This window comes from Mycoplasma struthionis (assembly GCF_003855455.1).
In the GTDB taxonomy this organism is placed as follows: domain Bacteria; phylum Bacillota_I; class Bacilli_A; order Mycoplasmatales; family Metamycoplasmataceae; genus Metamycoplasma; species Metamycoplasma struthionis.
Window position 1 is genome coordinate 1 of the sequence record NZ_CP034044.1, and the last position, 24,786, is coordinate 24,786.

Annotated in this window: 22 protein-coding genes and 2 other RNA genes; 4 read left to right on the plus strand and 20 right to left on the minus strand. The window is 25.0% G+C overall.

Annotated elements, in window-relative coordinates; all coding sequences use genetic code 4:
- Positions 1-527: 527 nt before the first annotated feature.
- The 10 genes from EGN60_RS00005 to EGN60_RS00045 form a co-directional block, all read right to left on the minus strand.
- Positions 528-938, minus strand: coding sequence for a hypothetical protein (locus EGN60_RS00005; protein ID WP_124724074.1), 411 nt, complete (start codon positions 936-938; stop codon positions 528-530).
- Positions 939-2,183: 1,245 nt separating this feature from the next.
- Positions 2,184-2,627 (minus strand): hypothetical protein, encoded by a 444-nt coding sequence (locus tag EGN60_RS00010; RefSeq protein WP_124724075.1) that lies wholly within the window; start codon positions 2,625-2,627, stop codon positions 2,184-2,186.
- On the minus strand, positions 2,627-2,773 hold the full coding sequence (locus EGN60_RS03410) for a hypothetical protein (protein ID WP_157977601.1): 147 nt from the start codon (positions 2,771-2,773) through the stop codon (positions 2,627-2,629). The genes EGN60_RS00010 and EGN60_RS03410 overlap by 1 nt, the downstream gene beginning before the upstream one ends.
- Positions 2,761-3,225, minus strand: a complete 465-nt coding sequence (locus tag EGN60_RS00015) for a hypothetical protein (RefSeq protein ID WP_124724076.1) — start codon at positions 3,223-3,225, stop codon at positions 2,761-2,763. Before EGN60_RS00015 ends, EGN60_RS03410 begins: the two co-directional genes overlap by 13 nt.
- Before the next feature lie 95 nt (positions 3,226-3,320).
- Positions 3,321-4,175 (minus strand): hypothetical protein, encoded by an 855-nt coding sequence (locus EGN60_RS00020; protein ID WP_124724077.1) that lies wholly within the window; start codon positions 4,173-4,175, stop codon positions 3,321-3,323.
- A gap of 74 nt (positions 4,176-4,249) precedes the next feature.
- Complete coding sequence (locus EGN60_RS00025) at positions 4,250-4,435, minus strand: hypothetical protein (protein WP_124724078.1); 186 nt, start codon at positions 4,433-4,435, stop codon at positions 4,250-4,252.
- Between the two features lie 3 nt (positions 4,436-4,438).
- Positions 4,439-5,425, minus strand: a complete 987-nt coding sequence (locus EGN60_RS00030) for a carbohydrate ABC transporter permease (protein ID WP_124724079.1) — start codon at positions 5,423-5,425, stop codon at positions 4,439-4,441.
- A complete protein-coding gene (locus EGN60_RS00035; RefSeq protein WP_124724080.1) occupies positions 5,367-6,407 on the minus strand; it encodes a carbohydrate ABC transporter permease in 1,041 nt (346 codons plus the stop codon). Before EGN60_RS00035 ends, EGN60_RS00030 begins: the two co-directional genes overlap by 59 nt.
- 3 nt (positions 6,408-6,410) lie before the next feature.
- Positions 6,411-7,466: an ABC transporter ATP-binding protein gene (locus tag EGN60_RS00040; RefSeq protein ID WP_124724081.1), complete on the minus strand. Its 1,056-nt coding sequence runs from the start codon at positions 7,464-7,466 to the stop codon at positions 6,411-6,413.
- A complete protein-coding gene (locus EGN60_RS00045) occupies positions 7,456-8,388 on the minus strand; it encodes a gamma-glutamylcyclotransferase family protein (protein WP_124724082.1) in 933 nt (310 codons plus the stop codon). Before EGN60_RS00045 ends, EGN60_RS00040 begins: the two co-directional genes overlap by 11 nt.
- A gap of 36 nt (positions 8,389-8,424) precedes the next feature.
- Between EGN60_RS00045 and ffs (EGN60_RS00050) the strand changes: the two genes are divergently transcribed.
- An RNA gene (ffs, locus tag EGN60_RS00050) (signal recognition particle sRNA small type) lies at positions 8,425-8,521 on the plus strand.
- A gap of 56 nt (positions 8,522-8,577) precedes the next feature.
- Positions 8,578-9,240, plus strand: a complete 663-nt coding sequence (locus EGN60_RS00055; RefSeq protein WP_124724083.1) for a hypothetical protein — start codon at positions 8,578-8,580, stop codon at positions 9,238-9,240.
- A gap of 29 nt (positions 9,241-9,269) precedes the next feature.
- Here EGN60_RS00055 and EGN60_RS00060 read toward each other — a convergent pair whose 3' ends face one another.
- The 10 genes from EGN60_RS00060 to EGN60_RS00105 form a co-directional block, all read right to left on the minus strand.
- Complete coding sequence (locus tag EGN60_RS00060; protein ID WP_124724084.1) at positions 9,270-9,740, minus strand: hypothetical protein; 471 nt, start codon at positions 9,738-9,740, stop codon at positions 9,270-9,272.
- A 165-nt stretch (positions 9,741-9,905) separates the two neighbouring features.
- Positions 9,906-10,511, minus strand: a complete 606-nt coding sequence (rpsD, locus tag EGN60_RS00065; RefSeq protein ID WP_124724085.1) for a 30S ribosomal protein S4 — start codon at positions 10,509-10,511, stop codon at positions 9,906-9,908.
- Positions 10,512-10,748: 237 nt separating this feature from the next.
- Positions 10,749-16,463, minus strand: coding sequence for an MGA_1079 family surface serine endopeptidase (locus EGN60_RS00070; protein ID WP_124724086.1), 5,715 nt, complete (start codon positions 16,461-16,463; stop codon positions 10,749-10,751).
- 87 nt (positions 16,464-16,550) lie between these two features.
- Positions 16,551-18,161, minus strand: coding sequence for a hypothetical protein (locus EGN60_RS00075; RefSeq protein ID WP_124724087.1), 1,611 nt, complete (start codon positions 18,159-18,161; stop codon positions 16,551-16,553).
- Positions 18,161-19,711 carry an extracellular solute-binding protein gene (locus tag EGN60_RS00080; RefSeq protein WP_124724088.1) on the minus strand — a complete coding sequence of 517 codons (1,551 nt, stop codon included), beginning with the start codon at positions 19,709-19,711 and terminating at the stop codon, positions 18,161-18,163. The genes EGN60_RS00075 and EGN60_RS00080 overlap by 1 nt, the downstream gene beginning before the upstream one ends.
- Positions 19,712-19,785: 74 nt before the next feature.
- Positions 19,786-19,971 (minus strand): hypothetical protein, encoded by a 186-nt coding sequence (locus tag EGN60_RS00085; protein ID WP_124724078.1) that lies wholly within the window; start codon positions 19,969-19,971, stop codon positions 19,786-19,788.
- 3 nt (positions 19,972-19,974) lie between these two features.
- Positions 19,975-20,961: a carbohydrate ABC transporter permease gene (locus EGN60_RS00090; protein ID WP_124724079.1), complete on the minus strand. Its 987-nt coding sequence runs from the start codon at positions 20,959-20,961 to the stop codon at positions 19,975-19,977.
- Entirely contained in the window at positions 20,903-21,943 is a 1,041-nt protein-coding gene (locus EGN60_RS00095) for a carbohydrate ABC transporter permease (RefSeq protein ID WP_124724080.1), read from the minus strand. Before EGN60_RS00095 ends, EGN60_RS00090 begins: the two co-directional genes overlap by 59 nt.
- 3 nt (positions 21,944-21,946) lie before the next feature.
- Complete coding sequence (locus EGN60_RS00100) at positions 21,947-23,002, minus strand: ABC transporter ATP-binding protein (protein WP_124724081.1); 1,056 nt, start codon at positions 23,000-23,002, stop codon at positions 21,947-21,949.
- The gene (locus tag EGN60_RS00105; RefSeq protein ID WP_124724082.1) at positions 22,992-23,924 is read right to left on the minus strand and encodes a gamma-glutamylcyclotransferase family protein; all 933 of its coding nucleotides are present in this window, start codon (positions 23,922-23,924) and stop codon (positions 22,992-22,994) included. The genes EGN60_RS00100 and EGN60_RS00105 overlap by 11 nt, the downstream gene beginning before the upstream one ends.
- A gap of 36 nt (positions 23,925-23,960) precedes the next feature.
- Between EGN60_RS00105 and ffs (EGN60_RS00110) the strand changes: the two genes are divergently transcribed.
- Positions 23,961-24,057, plus strand: an RNA gene (gene ffs / locus EGN60_RS00110) — signal recognition particle sRNA small type.
- A 56-nt stretch (positions 24,058-24,113) separates the two neighbouring features.
- Positions 24,114-24,776, plus strand: coding sequence for a hypothetical protein (locus tag EGN60_RS00115; protein ID WP_124724083.1), 663 nt, complete (start codon positions 24,114-24,116; stop codon positions 24,774-24,776).
- Positions 24,777-24,786 lie beyond the last annotated feature (10 nt).

The window sequence follows — 24,786 nt, forward strand, 5'->3', positions numbered from 1 at the left end:
ATAGATTTATATTCATCTAATTTAGTTCTTATTTCATCTATATTATCTAAATTTCAATCTTTATTTTTTCATCATCTAAAATCTTGCTTTTAAATCATTGTATTTGTTTTTAATAGCTAAACTAAAGCTATTAAATCTTTACCTTGAAAAGCATCATTATAGTTCTTTAAATGTTAAAAATTCTTTACTATTAATAAATATCATTATATTTGTTAGCTAAAGCTTGAAGTGAAGTTAAAACATTTTCAGCATTAGGATCAGCATAGAATTTAAGGTTCTAACAAATAAGCCTTTTAAATTGTTCTTAAATGCTTCATTTATTTTTTGATTTATTGGTAAAGAGATTTGATCAAAAATTTGACTTTTTAAACTATTAAAAGCATCTTCAGTATTTTTTGAAGCTTTTGCAAGTTCTATTTTTAAATCATCTATTGCTTTGTTTAATTTACTTAAAGAATCAAAAATAAATCAAAAGCTGATTGATCTGAAATATGTTGATTGTTTACTATTGCATCATATTTAATTTATTATCAGCAATTTGCATTATAATCAGCAATGATTGAATCAATATTCTTTTTAAGTGGAGATGAAGCTATTTCACTATCTGAACTAATTGAAAGTAAAGAATTATGACTTTCTTTTATTTTTTTAGCTAATAAATAGGTTGTTTTAATATTAATTATTTTCTTTTCAGCATCAGCATTTGAAGTAGAAGAATTTAAGTAATTATCAACTAATGAATTTGAAAATAAAGCAGTTATTTCAGGATAAGTATCTTCTGCTTTAAATTCTTCAATAGCTGAAAAAGAAGAACCTAAATTTACTTTTTTAAGTTCGGGTTTTGGTTGGTTTTTATTGCAAGCTAGAGTTAAAAAACCAGTAGCTGTCATTAAAAATAATGTAGATGATTTTAATAATAATTTTTTAGACTTTTTCATATAGACTCCTTATATTTTTAAAAATTATATTAAAAAAATAACTATTGTATATTAAATCTTAAAGATTTAATACTATTTTTCAATAGTTATTTTTCAAATTGATTTATTTTTTCATTAAGAGTAAAATCTCTTGAAAAGTTTTTAAAAAATATTTAAAATAGTGTTTAAATGTTCTAAATAAATTACCTTGTGTTTCAAAACTTTCTTGACATATTATTATTACTTTTTGAAGATCATAGCTATATTTTATTACTAAATTTTCATTTTCTTGAAAGTAATATTTAGCTATATATTGTTCTTTTTCACTTTGATAATTTTCAAGATTTTCAAGCGCACTAAAAGGTAAAGCGGCAATATCTTTTTGAGCTGATAATTTAGTTAAAAAGTTACTTAAATTATCTAATGTGCAATCAAAAGAAGCATAATTAATTAAGTTTTTGTATAAACTGAAATGTTTTGTTCATACAATCTATTAAAGTCCATTGATTGAGTTTGATAGTAATTAAACATATCAATTATTTTTATTAAGTTTGAAATAAATCAAAGTCAGCAAACTTTTCTTCATAAAAACTTATATTAAAGTTTTCATCATAATATAAATAATTGTTTAAATTACTTAAATCTAAATTTTCATAAAATTCATTTTTATATAATAAATTGAATTTTGTTGAAATATTATATATAGCCTCTTTTTTAGTTGCTAGTGTTCCTATAACACTATTTAATTTTTATTTTCATAATTAATTGAAGAAATATGATTTGAAAATAAATGTATAATAAAATCAAGTCATTTATATCTATTAATTTATATGTAATATTAAAGCGATTTTTTTAAGTTTATAGTAAATAAAAAATCTCTTAGAATCAAATGAAAATTTAACAAAATAATTGATTTTTGCTAATTTTTTAGTAAAAATCAATGAAAAAGTGATTTTTTCAGGCTTATCTTCTTTTATTTTTTTATTGAAAATTTGATATTCAATATCACTTCTTCCAATGATTTTTTAATAAAACTCATGTTGTATTGTGAAGATACAAAGCCTATTGAAAGTTGTTTATTTGCCTTTTTTAAAAAAGTATTTTCTAAACAATCATCAGTATATTCATTTATTAATTTTTCAAAATCTATTTTGTCATTATCATTTTGAAATTCTTTTATATCCCCATAGTTTAAATTTTCTAAATTATTTAAAACATTTTTTATAAATTCGTTTTCTATATTTTTTCCTTTTGAATTAAAAATATTTAAAGCAAAATGCCTTCAAATGAATATTGATTTAAATAAATAGCTAAATCAAAGTTTTTAATTTTTTTAACAGTGTAAATTAAAAAAGATTCATTAACTGCTTCATATTCTGAATAATTAATAACTTTTATATCATTAGCTGCTAAAACGTTTTCAATTATTTTTATTGCTTTTAATAAAAATGGATGGCTTTTATCTGTTGCTATTAGAATAGTTTTATAATTTTTTAAAAATGCTTCTTTAGCAATTGCCTGGCTTAAAAAAAGGACACTAAGTTCATTAAATGAGTGATTATCAAAAGCAATAGGGGCTAAAAATTTATTATTTATGTAATTAAAAGATTGCATAAATTTTTTTATTTCTAAGCTTTCTAGATTTTTTAAATAACTTAGTTTTTTAGCATCTAAATGATAATATCTTTTATAATCTTCAAAATCAAGCATTATATACCTCTTTTTATTGTGTTAATAAATGTTTCAAAATCTATTGGGTTTCCTAAATCAATACCTCTTTTTAAAGTTTGAATAGATAACAATAAACCTCTTCTAAATCTTTCACTTTCAAAATCTACTGGTTCTAAGAATTTCACATTTTGTGAATCAAATAAGTTTTTAATATTTTTAAAGTTACATTTTCTTGTGAATTTTCTATTATAGAATCAAAATTATCAGAAGGGTAATAATAACCTAAAGATAGATTTAAATATTCTACAGGTGTTAAAAAATATTGTTTATTATTAATTGTATATTTAGAAAAGTTATCTTTATTATACATTCATTTAACAAAATCTAATAAAGCTTGGTTTTCTTTTGTTGATTTTTTTATTCCAATTAAGTTAAGACCTTGTAAAAAATAAGATCCATTTTCTTTGCTATTTGCATTTTTAATAGGTGCATTTAAGAAAAGAAAATCGTCTAAATTAGGCAGCCTTCTTTTAATTGTGTCATATATTCTATTAGACACAAGTGAAAAAAACTTAGAGTTTATTTCACTTGTGTTTTCATTTCCAAAGGCTATATTTAATTCTTTATCTTCAAACATCGTTTTATATAAAAAGTAAATTTTTTTCAGTTCGTTTTGTCTATCTGGATTTTCTAAAATATTTCTTATATCTAATGTTTGTGAAGAATTATATTTTAAAAATAATGATTATAATCTTGATTTGCATCATTAAACATAATTGAATAAGTTGTGTTAACAACTGACTGTGAATATAGATAATCTACATTTCCTTTTTCAGTTGAAGCGTGAATTACCGAAGTAAAACGGAACAAGTTTTCATAGCTATTTAAGTCAAGATCTTCAAAAAGATTTTTATTATCTAAAATTAAAGTTTTATTAAAATTAAATTTAAGTTTTCAAAGTTCAAGATCTTCAACTTTTGTCAATGTTTTTAGATTTGTAAAGTAATCTTTTGCAAGTTTAAAAATTGGAACACGTTCCAAGTTTAAACTGATACCATTTTTAGTTGCATATTTTTCAAGCTCTAAAAGAAAGTAGCCTAATAAAGGTTTATTTATAACTAACGCTTCAGAACTTATGGCTAATGGTAAATTGGTTATTTTATCTGAATTAAAACGATTATATTGTTTTAAAAAATCAGATGATAATGAAGATAATGTTAAAGCTGAAGAAAAATCTAAAGCTTTATTTTGTGAAGCTGCGTAATATGCTAGGCTAGGATAATGAATTACTAAGTTAGGTAAATCTTTATTTTTAGCTTCAATGCCCAATGTAATATGATTATATAATTCTCTACGACTTTGTGCAGGAATAAGTTCAATTTTAGTTTTTTTGTTTTCACGGTTAAATTTATCAATAACCGTCGAAACTCTTTTAAATGTAGAAGAGTTTACTGCATATGGTATTTGAAATTTAAGCAATACTTTTTTATTGAAAATTTCACATGATGTAAATACAAAAGGAATAAAACCAAACATAAACAATGCTGCCAAAGCTGCTTTTTTAAGTTTAAATTTATGTTCTACCATATGTTAAAATTATATCAAAAAATTTCCTGCCTAAAGGCAAGAAATTTTCACTAACACAGAATATATTAAATGTTTTATAGTCCACCGATTCTGTGGATTTGAATAGGCACATTTATTAGCCCGAATAAACACAATGCTACGAATACTATACCAATGATAATTGCTAAGAAAATGAATATTAAGCCTATAGATCTAAGAATCATTTTCTTTTTTTGTTGTTTACGTAGTTTTATAACTGAAATTGATAAATTGTGATCCATATTCTATCCTTTTGTTGCATTTCCATTTCTTGAAATAGCATTCATAATTCTTTTTCTTAATACAAAGTAAATAATGAACATAGGTAGAATTGCTAGAATTGTACCAGCCATACGTATAGAACCGTAAACTCTAGGTACTTCTTCATTTAAATCTTTGCCTGTGTCAAATACTCACAAGTTCATTGGTTTTCATACTTCTTTAGCAGAACCAGACATCAATAATGCTGGTCATGTATATGAGTTTCATGAAGCAAAAGCAGTTAGAATTGCAACTGTTCATGTTGTTGAACTTACCATTGGTAAAGCAATTTTAACAAAATATTTAAATCCATTTGCTCCATCTAACATTGATGATTCTTTAACTGAATTTGGAATTGCTTCAAATGCATTTTTATACATATATGCAAAGAAAATTGAAGCGGTGAATGGTGCTATTAAAGCAAATCATAACCATTCTTTTTGTTGTCATCCCATACGAACAACAACGATATATTGACCTACCAATAAAGCAATTTCTGGAAGGATCATTAATGATAAGAAGAAAGCAAAGAATCCAGCTTTTCCTTTTCAATTATTTAATGATAAAGCGTAACCTAATGTTAAAGAGAAAAATAATCTGACTAGAATTGATAATGAGGTTACACCAATTGTAAATACTACAGATTGTAGATATCCACTAACTAAGGCAGCTCTATAGTTATCAAAGTGAAATACTGTAGGATCAGTTGCAGTAGCTCTTGGGAATAATACAGCAGGAGTGTTTGAAGCTAAAATAGTTAGCTCACGGTTTGTTAATGATTGACTAATCATGAAATAGAATGGAAAAATAATTATTAATGCGAAAAATACTAAAACAAATATTTTAAATGCTCAACCAGCTAATTTTGCAGCCGCACTTGTTGAAGAGTATGGCTTGCTCATTACTTCTTGCTTAGCTTTTAAAAACTGTTGTTCCTTTCAATGTCGCGCTTTCAATTTTTCTAAAGACACGTCTTTCTCCTAAATTATTTGATAGTTTAAATGTTAAGAATACTAATCTTCTTAAACCAAATGAAATGATTAGTCCGATTAAGAATAGAACAATAGATGCCGCTGCTGCACGACCATATTGTGCTGAAACTGTTCAGTGGTAAACATAAAGCATTAATGAAGCCCCGTTAAATGTAATTGCATTTTGAGAACTGTTATCAAACAATGCTAATGGGAAAGTTTTAATTCCACCGATAATACCCATTGTGAATAAGAATGAGATTGTTTTATTAATTGATGGTAATGTAATTTTGAAAAATTGTTTTGTACTTGAAGCACCATCAATTGAGGCTGATTTGTATAAGTCTGGGTTTACTGATAACATGGCTGTTGTTAAGATAAGAATTTGGAAAGCTAAACTTCCTCAAATACCTCTAACTAAAATAACCATGAAAGGTGCAAATTGATTATTAGAACTGTCTAAAAATTGGATAGGCTTTTGAATTAAATTTAGTTTTTGTAATATTATGTTAATCAAACCACCATCTGATTTAAAGATGTAGGCAAATGCTAGAGAAACAGCAATACCTGATGTTACATATGGTAAGAAAAACACAGTTTGTCAAAAGCTTCTAGCTCAGGTTTTAATAACTTGAGAAATAGCAGCTGATATTAAAAGAGAAATCATTAAACTAATAGGCAATGATAATATTGAGTATAGTAATGATGTTCTAACAGCTACATCAAATACAGCTTTGTTTGTTGAAAAAATAAACTTAAAGTTTCCTAATCCAATTGCTGTGTCAGCAGTCGTAAAACCAACTTGTGTTTTAAGTGCTGTAATAATTACTATTATAAATGGGAAAATTGTAAATAAACCCATTGTAATTAAAGAAGGCAACATAAGCATAAAAGGTTTTCAGAAAGGTACCTTTGTGTTTAAAACGCTTAATGCTAAACCAGGATTTTTAACCCTGTATTTTTTTCAAAAATAAGTACGCATTTTTTATACATGTTCCTTAGTATTTACATCAAATAAGTGGAACAATGACTCATGTTTAATATTTAATTTAACAAGTTCGCCAACTTCATAACGGTCTTTAGCACCTAAAAATACGTTAGCAATTTTGTCTAATTTTTCAATATAAATTTGAGCTTGAATTTCTTTTCCAAGATATTCAACAACTTTAATTTTGCCTTCAATTACACCATTTTGATCTTCTATTAAGTTTTCTCCTCTAAATCCTAAATCAATTCTTGATTTTGCATAGTTAGCAGGAGCTTTAGCAACTTTTTTGCCTTCGTATAAAACGTTTCCAGATTTGACATCTGTTTCAACGATTGTCATTTCAGGCATACCTAAGAATCTGGCAACAAATTCATTTTTAGGTTTTAAATATAATTCCATTGGTGAACCAATTTGTTGAACTTGAGCAGTTGACATACATACAATCTTGTCACTAATTGACATAGCTTCTTCTTGATCGTGAGTAACGAAAACTGTTGTGATACCTAATTCTTGTTGAATTGAACGTATTCATTTTCTTGTTGAAATACGTAATTTAGCATCTAAGTTAGATAAAGGTTCATCTAATAATAGAATTTTAGGTTTTTTAACAATAGCACGTGCAATAGCAACACGTTGTTGTTGACCACCTGATAATTGAGTTGGACGTTTTGCTAAGTTTTTAGTAATGTCAACTCTTTTTGCTACTTCTAGAACATCTTTAACTTTAGCTTCTTCTACTGTTAAAACATCTTTTGATAATATTTCAACTTCTTTTTGTAGTTCTTCAGGTAATAAAGCGATACTTCCAGAAATATTATTATCAAAGCTTTTAATTTTAATTCCTAATTTTTCTAAAACAGGACCTAAAGCTTGATAAACAGCTTCTTTATATTCTAATTCTGTAGATTTTGAAACTGCTATATATCTTTGTTTAATTTCTTGAATTTTTTCTTTTAATTCTGATTGTTTTTGAACTAATTTTTTGTCATCTAATTCTTTTTTAGCTAATTTAATAGCAAGTTTATTATTTTGTTTTGCTTCTTTATTTATCATTTTTAGGTTTACCTTCAAAAAAGCCTTGTAATAAAATATTATAACGTTTAAAAGGATCTATATTAAAATCACGTACAGCATATTGAAAAGCACGATCTTCAGCTCAACCTACTAAATCTTCTTTTAGCTCAGGTTTTTGAGTCATTTGTAAACAATAATCAGGTTTTTTTGTTTTTATAAATGGAATATCAAAATTGTCATAATGACTTTTAAAATTAATTGATGGATTAAAATCTTTAATTAAGTTATGAAACGTTCTATAATAAAACAAACTATTTAAATTGTTTTTTCTTCCAAATTGACATACTACTGCATAATATTCATTTTTTTCAGCTAAGCTAAACATTGCGCAAGGTTCATGAATAATTTGTTTTGATTTATGATCTTCTATTATCATTGAAAAATATGGATGAGTTATATTTTGCATGCTGTCATGTTCTTCTTTTGTAATTTTATATAAAAATAAAAAATCTGAAATAGGAAAATGACTTGTTGCTTTTTCAATTTCAATAAAAGCTTTTAAATTTTCTTCAGTTGCTGAAGGATTTTTAGAAAAAGGCATATCTTCTGGTGCTAAAAAAACACGACCAACTTCTAATTTAGTATATACATAAACATTCTCAACAATTTCATTTGTTTCTTCATTTAAAACATTAACAAAAAAACGTTGATATTCAGGGAATAACTCTCATCTATCTACTAAAAATAGCTCTTCTTTTGTTATTTCAAAAACTGTTCCTTTAACTTGAGATGCTTTATCTTTTTTTAATAAAAAATATAATGTATCGTCTACACATTTAGCATATCCATTTAAAGAAGCTTTAAATTTTTTTGTATTTTCATTAAATAAATTTTTATAAAATAATTCATCTTGTATTGTTCCATAACTAAACAATAATATTTTGTTTTCTTCTTTTACCATATTAATATTATAATTGTTTTTATTTTTGTTGTATAATAATTATGCCACGGGAATGATAACCTTGTAATCTGGTCAGGATAGAAATATAGCAGCCACGTCGAGAAGTATTGTGTTCTGTGGTCTTTTTTTTATTATCTTAATAACTAGTAAATTTAGTTGCTTTTATATATAATTAAAATAGGAGAAAAAATGTATTATTCAAAATCTTTAATTCCTTTAAATCAAGATGATTTTAAAGGTTATATATTATTTAAAACAATTGAGTTTACTGTTTATATAAAACTTTCAGAAAAACCTATTTTAAATTCACAGTTAATATTAAATCAAATTACAAATCCAAGTCAATATGATTTAGAAACTTTTAAAAATTTATATGGTGATCTAAAAGAAATATTTATAATTCCAAATACCTTAACTTTTTCTTTAGAAACTATAAATATTTGAGATGATAGAAATCCAGATAATAATTTTGTAAATAGCAATGTTTTAAAAGAAGCTTTAAATAATTTAGTTTTATTTTTAAATCGCAAATCCGAAGACATTGTTTTTATTTTGATAGCTGAAATGGAAAATGCACCAAAAGGCTTTCAGTTATTTGTTCAACCATATTATATTTTTGCAAATCCAAGTTTTGTTGATAAAGAAATCACTGAGATGACTAAAGATATTGAAATGGCCCCAAAAGATTTAATTATAGTTGAAGCATATGAAAACTACAGCAAGCTTTTACCTAAAGCTAATCAAATCTTTTTAGATAGACAAAATCCTATAGCTGAATATCTAAGTTCTAAAATGGCTGTAATGGTTGAATCAGCACTTGAAAAAATTGAACAAAAAACCGTTTTAAATTAAAAGTAAAGAGTTTAATCTCTTTACTTTTTTTATTCTTTATTTGGAATTTCAGGTTCTGAAAATAAAATAGAATTTAAATCTTCAACTGGTTTTTTATCTTCTATTTTTGCTTTTTCTTTTTTGACTTTTATTTCACTTGTAATTGTTTGAGTTGGGCTTATACTTACATTATTATTTTTATTTTCGTTATTATCGCTATTTTTTTCTTCAAAAAGAGCTTCTTCTTTTTCCATATTCATTATGTCTATTAAATCTTGTTTTTGTTCAGCTGTTAAATCAAGATTATAGTTTATATATTTTTGCATTTGCTTTTCTTTAGTTAGTTTTCTAAAAATGAATTTGCTGTCTTCTAAAACATATGGAGTTCAAAAATAGTAGTGAATATGAGGATAGAAAATACGATCCATTTCGATCGAAATTAAACATAATTTATTTTTTCTAATATATTTTTTAAATAATTTATATCTTCAATTAATAAGTCTTTTTTTACTCATATTCATCTTCTTTTTATTACTATAAAATTAAAACATATTTTTTAATTTACTTTAAATAAAAATAATTATTTTTATTATTTAACCTAGTTAATTCTCAAATTTGCAAAAAAGTGTGTATTTTTTTTTTTTTTCAAAATAAAAAGCCACATCTTGCGATGTAACTTGTTTTAATTAAACTAAACGGTTGTAGTATTCAACGATTAAAGCTTCGTTTATTTCGTGTGCAAATTCATTTCTTTCAGGAACTCTTGTAAATGTTAATTTAAAGTTTTCTTTTGTTAATCATGGAGAAACAGTCATAACTTCCATTGCAGCTTTCATTTCAGCATTATTTTGAAGTGAAGCTTTCATTTCAATAACTGATCCAGGTTTAATTAACATTGAAGGAATGTTTACTTTGTGACCGTCAACTGTGAAGTGACCGTGGTTTACGAATTGTCTTGCTTGAGCTCTTGTTCTTGCTCAACCAGCTCTGAATACTAAGTTGTCTAATCTTGATTCAACCATTTGTAATAAGTTAACCCCAGTAACACCGTGTTTTTTAGATGCTGCTAAGAATAGGGTTTTGAATTGACGTTCATTTAAACCGTACATGTATCTAACTTTTTGTTTTTCGTACATGTGTAATTGGTAATCTGATGGTTTAGCTCTTTTAGCACCGTGTTGTCCAGGTGCTGTTGTACGTTTTTTACCTTTAGAAAATTCTTTGTTATTTTCTAATAAAGAAGTTCCATATCTTCTTGATCTTTTAAACATTGAGCCTGTAAATCTTGACATAATATTTCCTTTCTAAAAAGCAAAGGAAAATAATTCTTTTTAAAGTTTTTTATTCTAATGATTTCAGAATACAGCTTACCTACTATCAAATTTATAACAAAATAAAAAACAATTTAAAAATATTATTTTGCTGTTCCAATGCATATACTATTTTACACTAAAAAAGTTAAAAACTTTTATAAAGTTTATAAATAAACTAAAAGTTTTTTTAAAAGTATAAAAAAATAGGTTATAAACCTATTTCTTTAAAAATCATGGAATGTCATAATTATGTGGATCTTTTATATTTAGATTATATAAAATTGAAGCAAATGAATTTGTGTTTTTTAATGAAAGTGGGTCTTCATTTTGATTATTTATTCCCATAAAGTTGTGACTTTTTGAAGCATAATTTCAAGAGTTTAAAACTTTTAAAGGAGTTCCTGAGTTAACTACAGTATTCAATCCTTCTTCACCAAAAACACCACTTCCTGAGTTACCTTGATTAAAGAATGCAGGAACATATCCATTTTGATAATCTAATCTAATTCCAGCTGAAGAAATTTTAGCTCTATTTATAATATATCCTGCTTGTTTTGCAAAAGGAAAACCGTTATTTCCGCCATGATATGCATAAGGTATATTATCAATATCATTTACTTTATCACCAACATAATTTAAATTGAAATCTGTAATATTTTTTCAATTTTCAAATCATAAAGCGGTTTCATATCGTCCATCGCTTTTAGCTTGTTTAATTATGTCTTTAATGTCAACTTCAATAATAGTTAAATCTGTTCTAACAGGATTTAAACCTTGATTATTTAATTGATCTTTTCCAGTTCAAACAACTTTTGGATATACACCAACAGTATATAAACCACCTCAATAACTATGACCCGCATTTATATTGTTGCTAAAGTATTTACCATAACGAGTTAAATATCTTCAAGCAACTTGATGACTGTTTTCTTTTAATGCTTGAATATTTTCATATTTTTCAACGTGGTTATTAGTTAATAAAAAGAATTTTGTATTATCTTCAGAATTTGAAGCTTTTCCAATTACAGTAGCTGAACCATAATTATAAGCCATTGTTCTTTCTCTTAAGTTTTTAAATAATGGAGTATTATTTTGATCAAAGTTTAAATATTCATTACTTAATAAATAACCTTCGTGGAATTTATATGAAACATTTTGATTTGGTGAATATTCAGTTCATAATTTTGAATAATCATTACTGAATAAAATTGGCATATTTTCTTGAGTATAGCTTAGTTTTTTATAATCAAATTTATTAGTTTCAAAACCAAAATCTTCTTTTTGTTTATTGTTTTCGTATCTAATAGTTATTTTAGCAGCTGCTTTTCTTAATAAAAATGCTTTATCAGATTTAAATTCTCCGCCTCTTGGACCAGTTAAATCTAAGGATCTAATAACTTCATCTTCAGGGTGTGAAATAAAAATTTTATATTCAACTTTTTCTGGTTTTAAACTAAAGACAATTCCTTCGCCATTTAATTCTGCTTTTAAAATTAATTTAATTCCTGGAGCATTTTTTCTTGTCAAACCATTAACATAATCTAAAGCATTAGTTGAAAATTCTTTAGTAATAGCGTGATTTTGCAATTCTTTTACATTAAAAGTGAATTTAAAAGGATCCCCAAAACGTAAGAAACGTCTTTCATCTTGGAATAATACATTACCAAATAAACTCATATCTAACTCAGCTGATGTATTTGTTGAATCTAATAGTGTTTTTTCAATATATTTACGTTTTAAAGTTCATGAAGCAGTATTTGTTGTTTCATCATAGCTTCAATATAAATCTTTATAATAAGCTTCAATTTCTCTTTGTCTTTTTACTGAGCTGCTTGAATATATTTCATGCAATGCATTGTTTTTTCATGTTAAATTATTTTCGCTTGCTGTTTCAGTAGAACTTGAAGCTTTTAAACCCTCAATTAAATATCATCTATTACCTAGAATTGCAGGTCCATTATTTGCTGGCTGATATTTCAATCTAATGTATGCTTTGCCTTGTCTTGCGTCTTTTATTTTAACATCAGCTATTTTTATAGTGTTTAAGTTTAAAGTAAAGTTATTATATTCAATTTCTTGAGGATTTGACTTGCCAGTTTCTTTATATTTAATATTTGCAGATTGTAACAAACTTTGTCCTATTTGACTTTTTAAATTTTCAGCAGTTATTTGGCTAAGGCTAACTAAATTTAAGTTTTCAAAAGTTATATTATTTAAAATAACTTCTGGATATAAATTATTTTTATAGTCATTTTGTAGATTATCTAAGGTTATATCTTTATTCAATAAGTATCTTTTATTGACATCATTTTTATCAATAAAACCTAATTTAAATGTCATTGTTTTAGCGTTTTTGTTATTCTTACCTTTTGAAGCTCTAACATCAATAAAGTAAATAAAATACTTATTTGATAATTCATTTAAATTAGTTTGATTTGTTAAATCTCCATTATGCTTGATTTCATCAGTTGAAATTGTAATTGTAGAATTTTGAACAACTGTATTTTTTGGCGTCGCCTCTTTTGAATCTGGTAAATTATCAAATTTACTTGCATTTTCTGCATCTTTATTTTCATCTTCACTTCTAGCGACTTGTCCTTTAAAACCAATTAAATAATTTAATTTAGTATAGGCTTTTTGTTGAACAATATCTTCAGGATCTACTAAAGCATAGCCTAGTTTTTGATTTTTAGAATTAATGTATGCTTTTGTTCTTCTATATGTAAAGTTCGTTGAGTTAATATTTTGAATTTTCGTAATATCGCTAGAATCTATATTTTGATATCCATTTCCAGTAAAATCTTGAGAACTAAATACGCTATTATTTCTTGGGTTAATATCTTCGAACATTAAAGGCTTAAAGTATTTTAAATGAACTTTTCTCATAGAATCTTCTGTTAAACCTCTTGGTATTTCTACTTCTTGTCCATTATGTTTATATCAAAGAACTAAATCTACTGCCCCATTTTTTGTATCTACATTTTTAACAGATTTTATGTAAACTTGATATTGACCAAAAGAAGGAAATGTATACAATCTTTCAAGATCGCTCTTTACTCTAGCAGCGTCTCATGCTACTAATTGAGAATGAGTTTCAAGTTTATTTTTTACTTCTACTTTTTCTAAAACATGATCGCTATATTTTTTATTTGCTTCGTCAACAGTTTTAAATTCAGTATATCCTAATAATCTTAAAATTCTTTTTTCATCTTCTCTATTTGTAGCAGTAGCGGCATCTCCTAAATTTTTAACTTGTAAATATGCGTTTTTAGTAGTACCATCCTTATTAATTTTAAATTTAATAATGTTTTCGTTAGTATCAACATCTATTAATAAATCATCTGAATATGGGATTAGTTGTTCTTCAGTAATATTTTTTGTTATATTGGAAATTATACTTTTAAATCCTGCTATTCTTTCTTGTTCATTTAACTGATATTGGCTTTCACTCGATAGACGTCTAGCTGTAGGATTAACTACAAACTTGCTAATGCCAGTTGCATATAGAGTCATTTGTTGTGCAAAATAATTATCTAAACGAAATCCAAACTTAGTAGGATTAGTGTAATACTCTGTTGTTTTAAAATCATCTTTAAAATCTAATCTTACAGCCACATCACTATTTGCAATAAAATGTAATTTAGGCATAGGAACATCAACTGTTTTTAAAATGCCGTTATTAAATAAATAATCAACTTTTAATTTTGTTGCAGTTCCATCTTTTACTAAAAATCCATCTTTATGAATTTGATATTTAAAATATCCATTTATATAATCATTATTTTTTGATACATAATCATTAAATAAAGAATAGTCATTTGCTTGATCATAAGATAAAGTATTTAAATAATCATAATCAACTGTAAATAGATTTTCAATTGAAACTGAGTCAAGCGCATTTAATAAAGCATTAACATCTTTTGTAAATGTTAATTCTTTTTTAACTGTTGTACTAAAACTTGGATTATCTAAAGCTCTAACAGTATATGAAACTTTTAATTTTTGAGGTTCATGAATATCTACTGAATATGAAGTTCTTGTAACTTCTGTTCCTCTAGGTTTTATTAAAGAAGTATATAAATCAAAATTATTATCTGTAAATGACAAAGGAGTTAATTTATTTGTTAAGCCATATCTTTCTAAATTATCATTTAATTTTAAAGTTAGTTCTTGATTTACTCTAGTGCTAAATGCTGCTAAATCTCTTTCATGTGGAGCTATTATATAAGTTTGCTCAAATTGATTTAAAGCATTTTGTTTTTGAGTTAATACATCATTAAATAAACTTAAAGTTTGATTAGAATATAGAATTTTATTTAAATCATAAAAGTTATTTAAAATCTCATCTAATTTTTGTTGTTTATCTGAATCTAATTTTTTAGCTTGTAGGCTTTTAATTTTTTCAGTTATAGCTTGTAATTTAGTTTTTAAATTATTAATATCTAAAGTAGCTTGATCAGCTAAAGCTAAAGAGTTTATATTTGCTAAAACAGTTTGTTTTAAGGCTCCTAAATTTCTTAAATAACTATCTAATGAATCAATTAAAGAACTTAAAGCATCTATTTTTTTAGTTAATTCTGGATCTCTTTCACTATGTCTTGGACTAAATGCTGAAAGATTATTTTTAATTTGATCTAATTTTGAAATAAGTGTATCAGGTTCATTATTTAAAGAAAAATCAAGTTTATTATCAGAAGTAAATAAAGTAGATAATAAAGCTTTTAAATCATTTTTATTAGCTTCATTAATTAAAGCGTCATTTTTTTCATTATATAAATTTAAAACTTTATGAACTTTATTTTTTAAAGTACTTAATTTTTGTGCATAAGCATTAATTGCATCTTGAGTTTTTAAAGTTGTTTTTTTAGCATCAAATAAAATTTTATTTATAAATATATCATCTTCAAAAGAGTTTAAAATACTGTCAAAATTGCTAAAGTCTAAATTAGGATTTAATGATTCTTGATTAAATAAATTGAAAATAGATTTATATTCATCTAATTTAGTTCTTATTTCATCTATATTATCTAAATTTCAATCTTTAATTTTTTCATCATCTAAAAATCTTGCTTTTAAATCATTGTATTTGTTTTTAATAGCTAAACTAAAGCTATTAAAATCTTTACCTTGAAAAAGCATCATATATAGTTCTTTAAAAGTTAAAAATTCTTTAACTATTAATAAATAATCATTATATTTGTTAGCTAAAGCTTGAAGTGAAGTTAAAACATTTTCAGCATTAGGATCAGCATAAGAATTTAAGGTTCTAACAAATAAGCCTTTTAAATTGTTCTTAAATGCTTCATTTATTTTTTGATTTATTGGTAAAGAGATTTGATCAAAAATTTGACTTTTTAAACTATTAAAAGCATCTTCAGTATTTTTTGAAGCTTTTGCAAGTTCTATTTTTAAATCATCTATTGCTTTGTTTAATTTACTTAAAGAATCAAAAATAAAATCAAAAGCTGATTGATCTGAAATATGTTGATTGTTTACTATTGCATCAATATTTAATTTATTATCAGCAAATTTTGCATTATAATCAGCAATGATTGAATCAATATTCTTTTTAAGTGGAGATGAAGCTATTTCACTATCTGAACTAATTGAAAGTAAAGAATTATGACTTTCTTTTATTTTTTTAGCTAATAAATAGGTTGTTTTAATATTAATTATTTTCTTTTCAGCATCAGCATTTGAAGTAGAAGAATTTAAGTAATTATCAACTAATGAATTTGAAAATAAAGCAGTTATTTCAGGATAAGTATCTTCTGCTTTAAATTCTTCAATAGCTGAAAAAGAAGAACCTAAATTTACTTTTTTAAGTTCGGGTTTTGGTTGGTTTTTATTGCAAGCTAGAGTTAAAAAACCAGTAGCTGTCATTAAAAATAATGTAGATGATTTTAATAATAATTTTTTAGACTTTTTCATATAGACTCCTTATATTTTTAAAAATTATATTAAAAAAAATAACTATTGTATATTAAATCTTAAAGATTTAATACTATTTTTCAATAGTTATTTTTCAAATTGATTTATTTTTTCATTAAGAGTAAAATCTCTTGAAAAGTTTTTTAAAAAATATTTAAAATAGTGTTTAAATGTTCTAAATAAATTACCTTGTGTTTCAAAACTTTCTTGACATATTATTATTACTTTTTGAAGATCATAGCTATATTTTATTACTAAATTTTCATTTTCTTGAAAGTAATATTTAGCTATATATTGTTCTTTTTCACTTTGATAATTTTCAAGATTTTCAAGCGCACTAAAAGGTAAAGCGGCAATATCTTTTTGAGCTGATAATTTAGTTAAAAAGTTACTTAAATTATCTAATGTGCAATCAAAAGAAGCATAATTAATTAAGTTTTTTGTATAAACTGAAATGTTTTGTTCATACAATCTATTAAAGTCCATTGATTGAGTTTGATAGTAATTAAACATATCAATTATTTTTATTAAGTTTGAAAATAAATCAAAGTCAGCAAACTTTTCTTCATAAAAACTTATATTAAAGTTTTCATCATAATATAAATAATTGTTTAAATTACTTAAATCTAAATTTTCATAAAATTCATTTTTATATAATAAATTGAATTTTGTTGAAATATTATATATAGCCTCTTTTTTAGTTGCTAGTGTTCCTATAACACTATTTAATTTTTTATTTTCATAATTAATTGAAGAAATATGATTTGAAAATAAAATGTATAATAAAATCAAGTCATTTATATCTATTAATTTATATGTAATATTAAAGCGATTTTTTTTAAGTTTATAGTAAATAAAAAATCTCTTAGAATCAAATGAAAATTTAACAAAATAATTGATTTTTGCTAATTTTTTAGTAAAAATCAATGAAAAAGTGATTTTTTCAGGCTTATCTTCTTTTATTTTTTTATTGAAAATTTGATATTCAATATCACTTCTTCCAATGATTTTTTTAATAAAACTCATGTTGTATTGTGAAGATACAAAGCCTATTGAAAGTTGTTTATTTGCCTTTTTTAAAAAAGTATTTTCTAAACAATCATCAGTATATTCATTTATTAATTTTTCAAAATCTATTTTGTCATTATCATTTTGAAATTCTTTTATATCCCCATAGTTTAAATTTTCTAAATTATTTAAAACATTTTTTATAAATTCGTTTTCTATATTTTTTCCTTTTGAATTAAAAATATTTAAAGCAAAAATGCCTTCAAATGAATATTGATTTAAATAAATAGCTAAATCAAAGTTTTTAATTTTTTTAACAGTGTAAATTAAAAAAGATTCATTAACTGCTTCATATTCTGAATAATTAATAACTTTTATATCATTAGCTGCTAAAACGTTTTCAATTATTTTTATTGCTTTTAATAAAAATGGATGGCTTTTATCTGTTGCTATTAGAATAGTTTTATAATTTTTTAAAAATGCTTCTTTAGCAATTGCCTGGCTTAAAAAAAGGACACTAAGTTCATTAAATGAGTGATTATCAAAAGCAATAGGGGCTAAAAATTTATTATTTATGTAATTAAAAGATTGCATAAATTTTTTTATTTCTAAGCTTTCTAGATTTTTTAAATAACTTAGTTTTTTAGCATCTAAATGATAATATCTTTTATAATCTTCAAAATCAAGCATTATATACCTCTTTTTATTGTGTTAATAAATGTTTCAAAATCTATTGGGTTTCCTAAATCAATACCTCTTTTTAAAGTTTGAATAGATAACAATAAACCTCTTCTAAATCTTTCACTTTCAAAATCTACTGGTTCTAAGAATTTCACATTTTGTGAATCAAATAAGTTTTTAATATTTTTTAAAGTTACATTTTCTTGTGAATTTTCTATTATAGAATCAAAATTATCAGAAGGGTAATAATAACCTAAAGATAGATTTAAATATTCTACAGGTGTTAAAAAATATTGTTTATTATTAATTGTATATTTAGAAAAGTTATCTTTATTATACATTCATTTAACAAAATCTAATAAAGCTTGGTTTTCTTTTGTTGATTTTTTTATTCCAATTAAGTTAAGACCTTGTAAAAAATAAGATCCATTTTCTTTGCTATTTGCATTTTTAATAGGTGCATTTAAGAAAAGAAAATCGTCTAAATTAGGCAGCCTTCTTTTAATTGTGTCATATATTCTATTAGACACAAGTGAAAAAAACTTAGAGTTTATTTCACTTGTGTTTTCATTTCCAAAGGCTATATTTAATTCTTTATCTTCAAACATCGTTTTATATAAAAAGTAAATTTTTTTCAGTTCGTTTTGTCTATCTGGATTTTCTAAAATATTTCTTATATCTAATGTTTGTGAAGAATTATATTTTAAAAAATAATGATTATAATCTTGATTTGCATCATTAAACATAATTGAATAAGTTGTGTTAACAACTGACTGTGAATATAGATAATCTACATTTCCTTTTTCAGTTGAAGCGTGAATTACCGAAGTAAAACGGAACAAGTTTTCATAGCTATTTAAGTCAAGATCTTCAAAAAGATTTTTATTATCTAAAATTAAAGTTTTATTAAAATTAAATTTAAGTTTTCAAAGTTCAAGATCTTCAACTTTTGTCGATGTTTTTAGATTTGTAAAGTAATCTTTTGCAAGTTTAAAAATTGGAACACGTTCCAAGTTTAAACTGATACCATTTTTAGTTGCATATTTTTCAAGCTCTAAAAGAAAGTAGCCTAATAAAGGTTTATTTATAACTAACGCTTCAGAACTTATGGCTAATGGTAAATTGGTTATTTTATCTGAATTAAAACGATTATATTGTTTTAAAAAATCAGATGATAATGAAGATAATGTTAAAGCTGAAGAAAAATCTAAAGCTTTATTTTGTGAAGCTGCGTAATATGCTAGGCTAGGATAATGAATTACTAAGTTAGGTAAATCTTTATTTTTAGCTTCAATGCCCAATGTAATATGATTATATAATTCTCTACGACTTTGTGCAGGAATAAGTTCAATTTTAGTTTTTTTGTTTTCACGGTTAAATTTATCAATAACCGTCGAAACTCTTTTAAATGTAGAAGAGTTTACTGCATATGGTATTTGAAATTTAAGCAATACTTTTTTATTGAAAATTTCACATGATGTAAATACAAAAGGAATAAAACCAAACATAAACAATGCTGCCAAAGCTGCTTTTTTAAGTTTAAATTTATGTTCTACCATATGTTAAAATTATATCAAAAAATTTCCTGCCTAAAGGCAAGAAATTTTCACTAACACAGAATATATTAAATGTTTTATAGTCCACCGATTCTGTGGATTTGAATAGGCACATTTATTAGCCCGAATAAACACAATGCTACGAATACTATACCAATGATAATTGCTAAGAAAATGAATATTAAGCCTATAGATCTAAGAATCATTTTCTTTTTTTGTTGTTTACGTAGTTTTATAACTGAAATTGATAAATTGTGATCCATATTCTATCCTTTTGTTGCATTTCCATTTCTTGAAATAGCATTCATAATTCTTTTTCTTAATACAAAGTAAATAATGAACATAGGTAGAATTGCTAGAATTGTACCAGCCATACGTATAGAACCGTAAACTCTAGGTACTTCTTCATTTAAATCTTTGCCTGTGTCAAATACTCACAAGTTCATTGGTTTTCATACTTCTTTAGCAGAACCAGACATCAATAATGCTGGTCATGTATATGAGTTTCATGAAGCAAAAGCAGTTAGAATTGCAACTGTTCATGTTGTTGAACTTACCATTGGTAAAGCAATTTTAACAAAATATTTAAATCCATTTGCTCCATCTAACATTGATGATTCTTTAACTGAATTTGGAATTGCTTCAAATGCATTTTTATACATATATGCAAAGAAAATTGAAGCGGTGAATGGTGCTATTAAAGCAAATCATAACCATTCTTTTTGTTGTCATCCCATACGAACAACAACGATATATTGACCTACCAATAAAGCAATTTCTGGAAGGATCATTAATGATAAGAAGAAAGCAAAGAATCCAGCTTTTCCTTTTCAATTATTTAATGATAAAGCGTAACCTAATGTTAAAGAGAAAAATAATCTGACTAGAATTGATAATGAGGTTACACCAATTGTAAATACTACAGATTGTAGATATCCACTAACTAAGGCAGCTCTATAGTTATCAAAGTGAAATACTGTAGGATCAGTTGCAGTAGCTCTTGGGAATAATACAGCAGGAGTGTTTGAAGCTAAAATAGTTAGCTCACGGTTTGTTAATGATTGACTAATCATGAAATAGAATGGAAAAATAATTATTAATGCGAAAAATACTAAAACAAATATTTTAAATGCTCAACCAGCTAATTTTGCAGCCGCACTTGTTGAAGAGTATGGCTTGCTCATTACTTCTTGCTTAGCTTTTAAAAACTGTTGTTCCTTTCAATGTCGCGCTTTCAATTTTTCTAAAGACACGTCTTTCTCCTAAATTATTTGATAGTTTAAATGTTAAGAATACTAATCTTCTTAAACCAAATGAAATGATTAGTCCGATTAAGAATAGAACAATAGATGCCGCTGCTGCACGACCATATTGTGCTGAAACTGTTCAGTGGTAAACATAAAGCATTAATGAAGCCCCGTTAAATGTAATTGCATTTTGAGAACTGTTATCAAACAATGCTAATGGGAAAGTTTTAATTCCACCGATAATACCCATTGTGAATAAGAATGAGATTGTTTTATTAATTGATGGTAATGTAATTTTGAAAAATTGTTTTGTACTTGAAGCACCATCAATTGAGGCTGATTTGTATAAGTCTGGGTTTACTGATAACATGGCTGTTGTTAAGATAAGAATTTGGAAAGCTAAACTTCCTCAAATACCTCTAACTAAAATAACCATGAAAGGTGCAAATTGATTATTAGAACTGTCTAAAAATTGGATAGGCTTTTGAATTAAATTTAGTTTTTGTAATATTATGTTAATCAAACCACCATCTGATTTAAAGATGTAGGCAAATGCTAGAGAAACAGCAATACCTGATGTTACATATGGTAAGAAAAACACAGTTTGTCAAAAGCTTCTAGCTCAGGTTTTAATAACTTGAGAAATAGCAGCTGATATTAAAAGAGAAATCATTAAACTAATAGGCAATGATAATATTGAGTATAGTAATGATGTTCTAACAGCTACATCAAATACAGCTTTGTTTGTTGAAAAAATAAACTTAAAGTTTCCTAATCCAATTGCTGTGTCAGCAGTCGTAAAACCAACTTGTGTTTTAAGTGCTGTAATAATTACTATTATAAATGGGAAAATTGTAAATAAACCCATTGTAATTAAAGAAGGCAACATAAGCATAAAAGGTTTTCAGAAAGGTACCTTTGTGTTTAAAACGCTTAATGCTAAACCAGGATTTTTAACCCTGTATTTTTTTCAAAAATAAGTACGCATTTTTTATACATGTTCCTTAGTATTTACATCAAATAAGTGGAACAATGACTCATGTTTAATATTTAATTTAACAAGTTCGCCAACTTCATAACGGTCTTTAGCACCTAAAAATACGTTAGCAATTTTGTCTAATTTTTCAATATAAATTTGAGCTTGAATTTCTTTTCCAAGATATTCAACAACTTTAATTTTGCCTTCAATTACACCATTTTGATCTTCTATTAAGTTTTCTCCTCTAAATCCTAAATCAATTCTTGATTTTGCATAGTTAGCAGGAGCTTTAGCAACTTTTTTGCCTTCGTATAAAACGTTTCCAGATTTGACATCTGTTTCAACGATTGTCATTTCAGGCATACCTAAGAATCTGGCAACAAATTCATTTTTAGGTTTTAAATATAATTCCATTGGTGAACCAATTTGTTGAACTTGAGCAGTTGACATACATACAATCTTGTCACTAATTGACATAGCTTCTTCTTGATCGTGAGTAACGAAAACTGTTGTGATACCTAATTCTTGTTGAATTGAACGTATTCATTTTCTTGTTGAAATACGTAATTTAGCATCTAAGTTAGATAAAGGTTCATCTAATAATAGAATTTTAGGTTTTTTAACAATAGCACGTGCAATAGCAACACGTTGTTGTTGACCACCTGATAATTGAGTTGGACGTTTTGCTAAGTTTTTAGTAATGTCAACTCTTTTTGCTACTTCTAGAACATCTTTAACTTTAGCTTCTTCTACTGTTAAAACATCTTTTGATAATATTTCAACTTCTTTTTGTAGTTCTTCAGGTAATAAAGCGATACTTCCAGAAATATTATTATCAAAGCTTTTAATTTTAATTCCTAATTTTTCTAAAACAGGACCTAAAGCTTGATAAACAGCTTCTTTATATTCTAATTCTGTAGATTTTGAAACTGCTATATATCTTTGTTTAATTTCTTGAATTTTTTCTTTTAATTCTGATTGTTTTTGAACTAATTTTTTGTCATCTAATTCTTTTTTAGCTAATTTAATAGCAAGTTTATTATTTTGTTTTGCTTCTTTATTTATCATTTTTAGGTTTACCTTCAAAAAAGCCTTGTAATAAAATATTATAACGTTTAAAAGGATCTATATTAAAATCACGTACAGCATATTGAAAAGCACGATCTTCAGCTCAACCTACTAAATCTTCTTTTAGCTCAGGTTTTTGAGTCATTTGTAAACAATAATCAGGTTTTTTTGTTTTTATAAATGGAATATCAAAATTGTCATAATGACTTTTAAAATTAATTGATGGATTAAAATCTTTAATTAAGTTATGAAACGTTCTATAATAAAACAAACTATTTAAATTGTTTTTTCTTCCAAATTGACATACTACTGCATAATATTCATTTTTTTCAGCTAAGCTAAACATTGCGCAAGGTTCATGAATAATTTGTTTTGATTTATGATCTTCTATTATCATTGAAAAATATGGATGAGTTATATTTTGCATGCTGTCATGTTCTTCTTTTGTAATTTTATATAAAAATAAAAAATCTGAAATAGGAAAATGACTTGTTGCTTTTTCAATTTCAATAAAAGCTTTTAAATTTTCTTCAGTTGCTGAAGGATTTTTAGAAAAAGGCATATCTTCTGGTGCTAAAAAAACACGACCAACTTCTAATTTAGTATATACATAAACATTCTCAACAATTTCATTTGTTTCTTCATTTAAAACATTAACAAAAAAACGTTGATATTCAGGGAATAACTCTCATCTATCTACTAAAAATAGCTCTTCTTTTGTTATTTCAAAAACTGTTCCTTTAACTTGAGATGCTTTATCTTTTTTTAATAAAAAATATAATGTATCGTCTACACATTTAGCATATCCATTTAAAGAAGCTTTAAATTTTTTTGTATTTTCATTAAATAAATTTTTATAAAATAATTCATCTTGTATTGTTCCATAACTAAACAATAATATTTTGTTTTCTTCTTTTACCATATTAATATTATAATTGTTTTTATTTTTGTTGTATAATAATTATGCCACGGGAATGATAACCTTGTAATCTGGTCAGGATAGAAATATAGCAGCCACGTCGAGAAGTATTGTGTTCTGTGGTCTTTTTTTTATTATCTTAATAACTAGTAAATTTAGTTGCTTTTATATATAATTAAAATAGGAGAAAAAATGTATTATTCAAAATCTTTAATTCCTTTAAATCAAGATGATTTTAAAGGTTATATATTATTTAAAACAATTGAGTTTACTGTTTATATAAAACTTTCAGAAAAACCTATTTTAAATTCACAGTTAATATTAAATCAAATTACAAATCCAAGTCAATATGATTTAGAAACTTTTAAAAATTTATATGGTGATCTAAAAGAAATATTTATAATTCCAAATACCTTAACTTTTTCTTTAGAAACTATAAATATTTGAGATGATAGAAATCCAGATAATAATTTTGTAAATAGCAATGTTTTAAAAGAAGCTTTAAATAATTTAGTTTTATTTTTAAATCGCAAATCCGAAGACATTGTTTTTATTTTGATAGCTGAAATGGAAAATGCACCAAAAGGCTTTCAGTTATTTGTTCAACCATATTATATTTTTGCAAATCCAAGTTTTGTTGATAAAGAAATCACTGAGATGACTAAAGATATTGAAATGGCCCCAAAAGATTTAATTATAGTTGAAGCATATGAAAACTACAGCAAGCTTTTACCTAAAGCTAATCAAATCTTTTTAGATAGACAAAATCCTATAGCTGAATATCTAAGTTCTAAAATGGCTGTAATGGTTGAATCAGCACTTGAAAAAATTGAACAAAAAACCGTTTTAAATTAAAAGTAAAGAG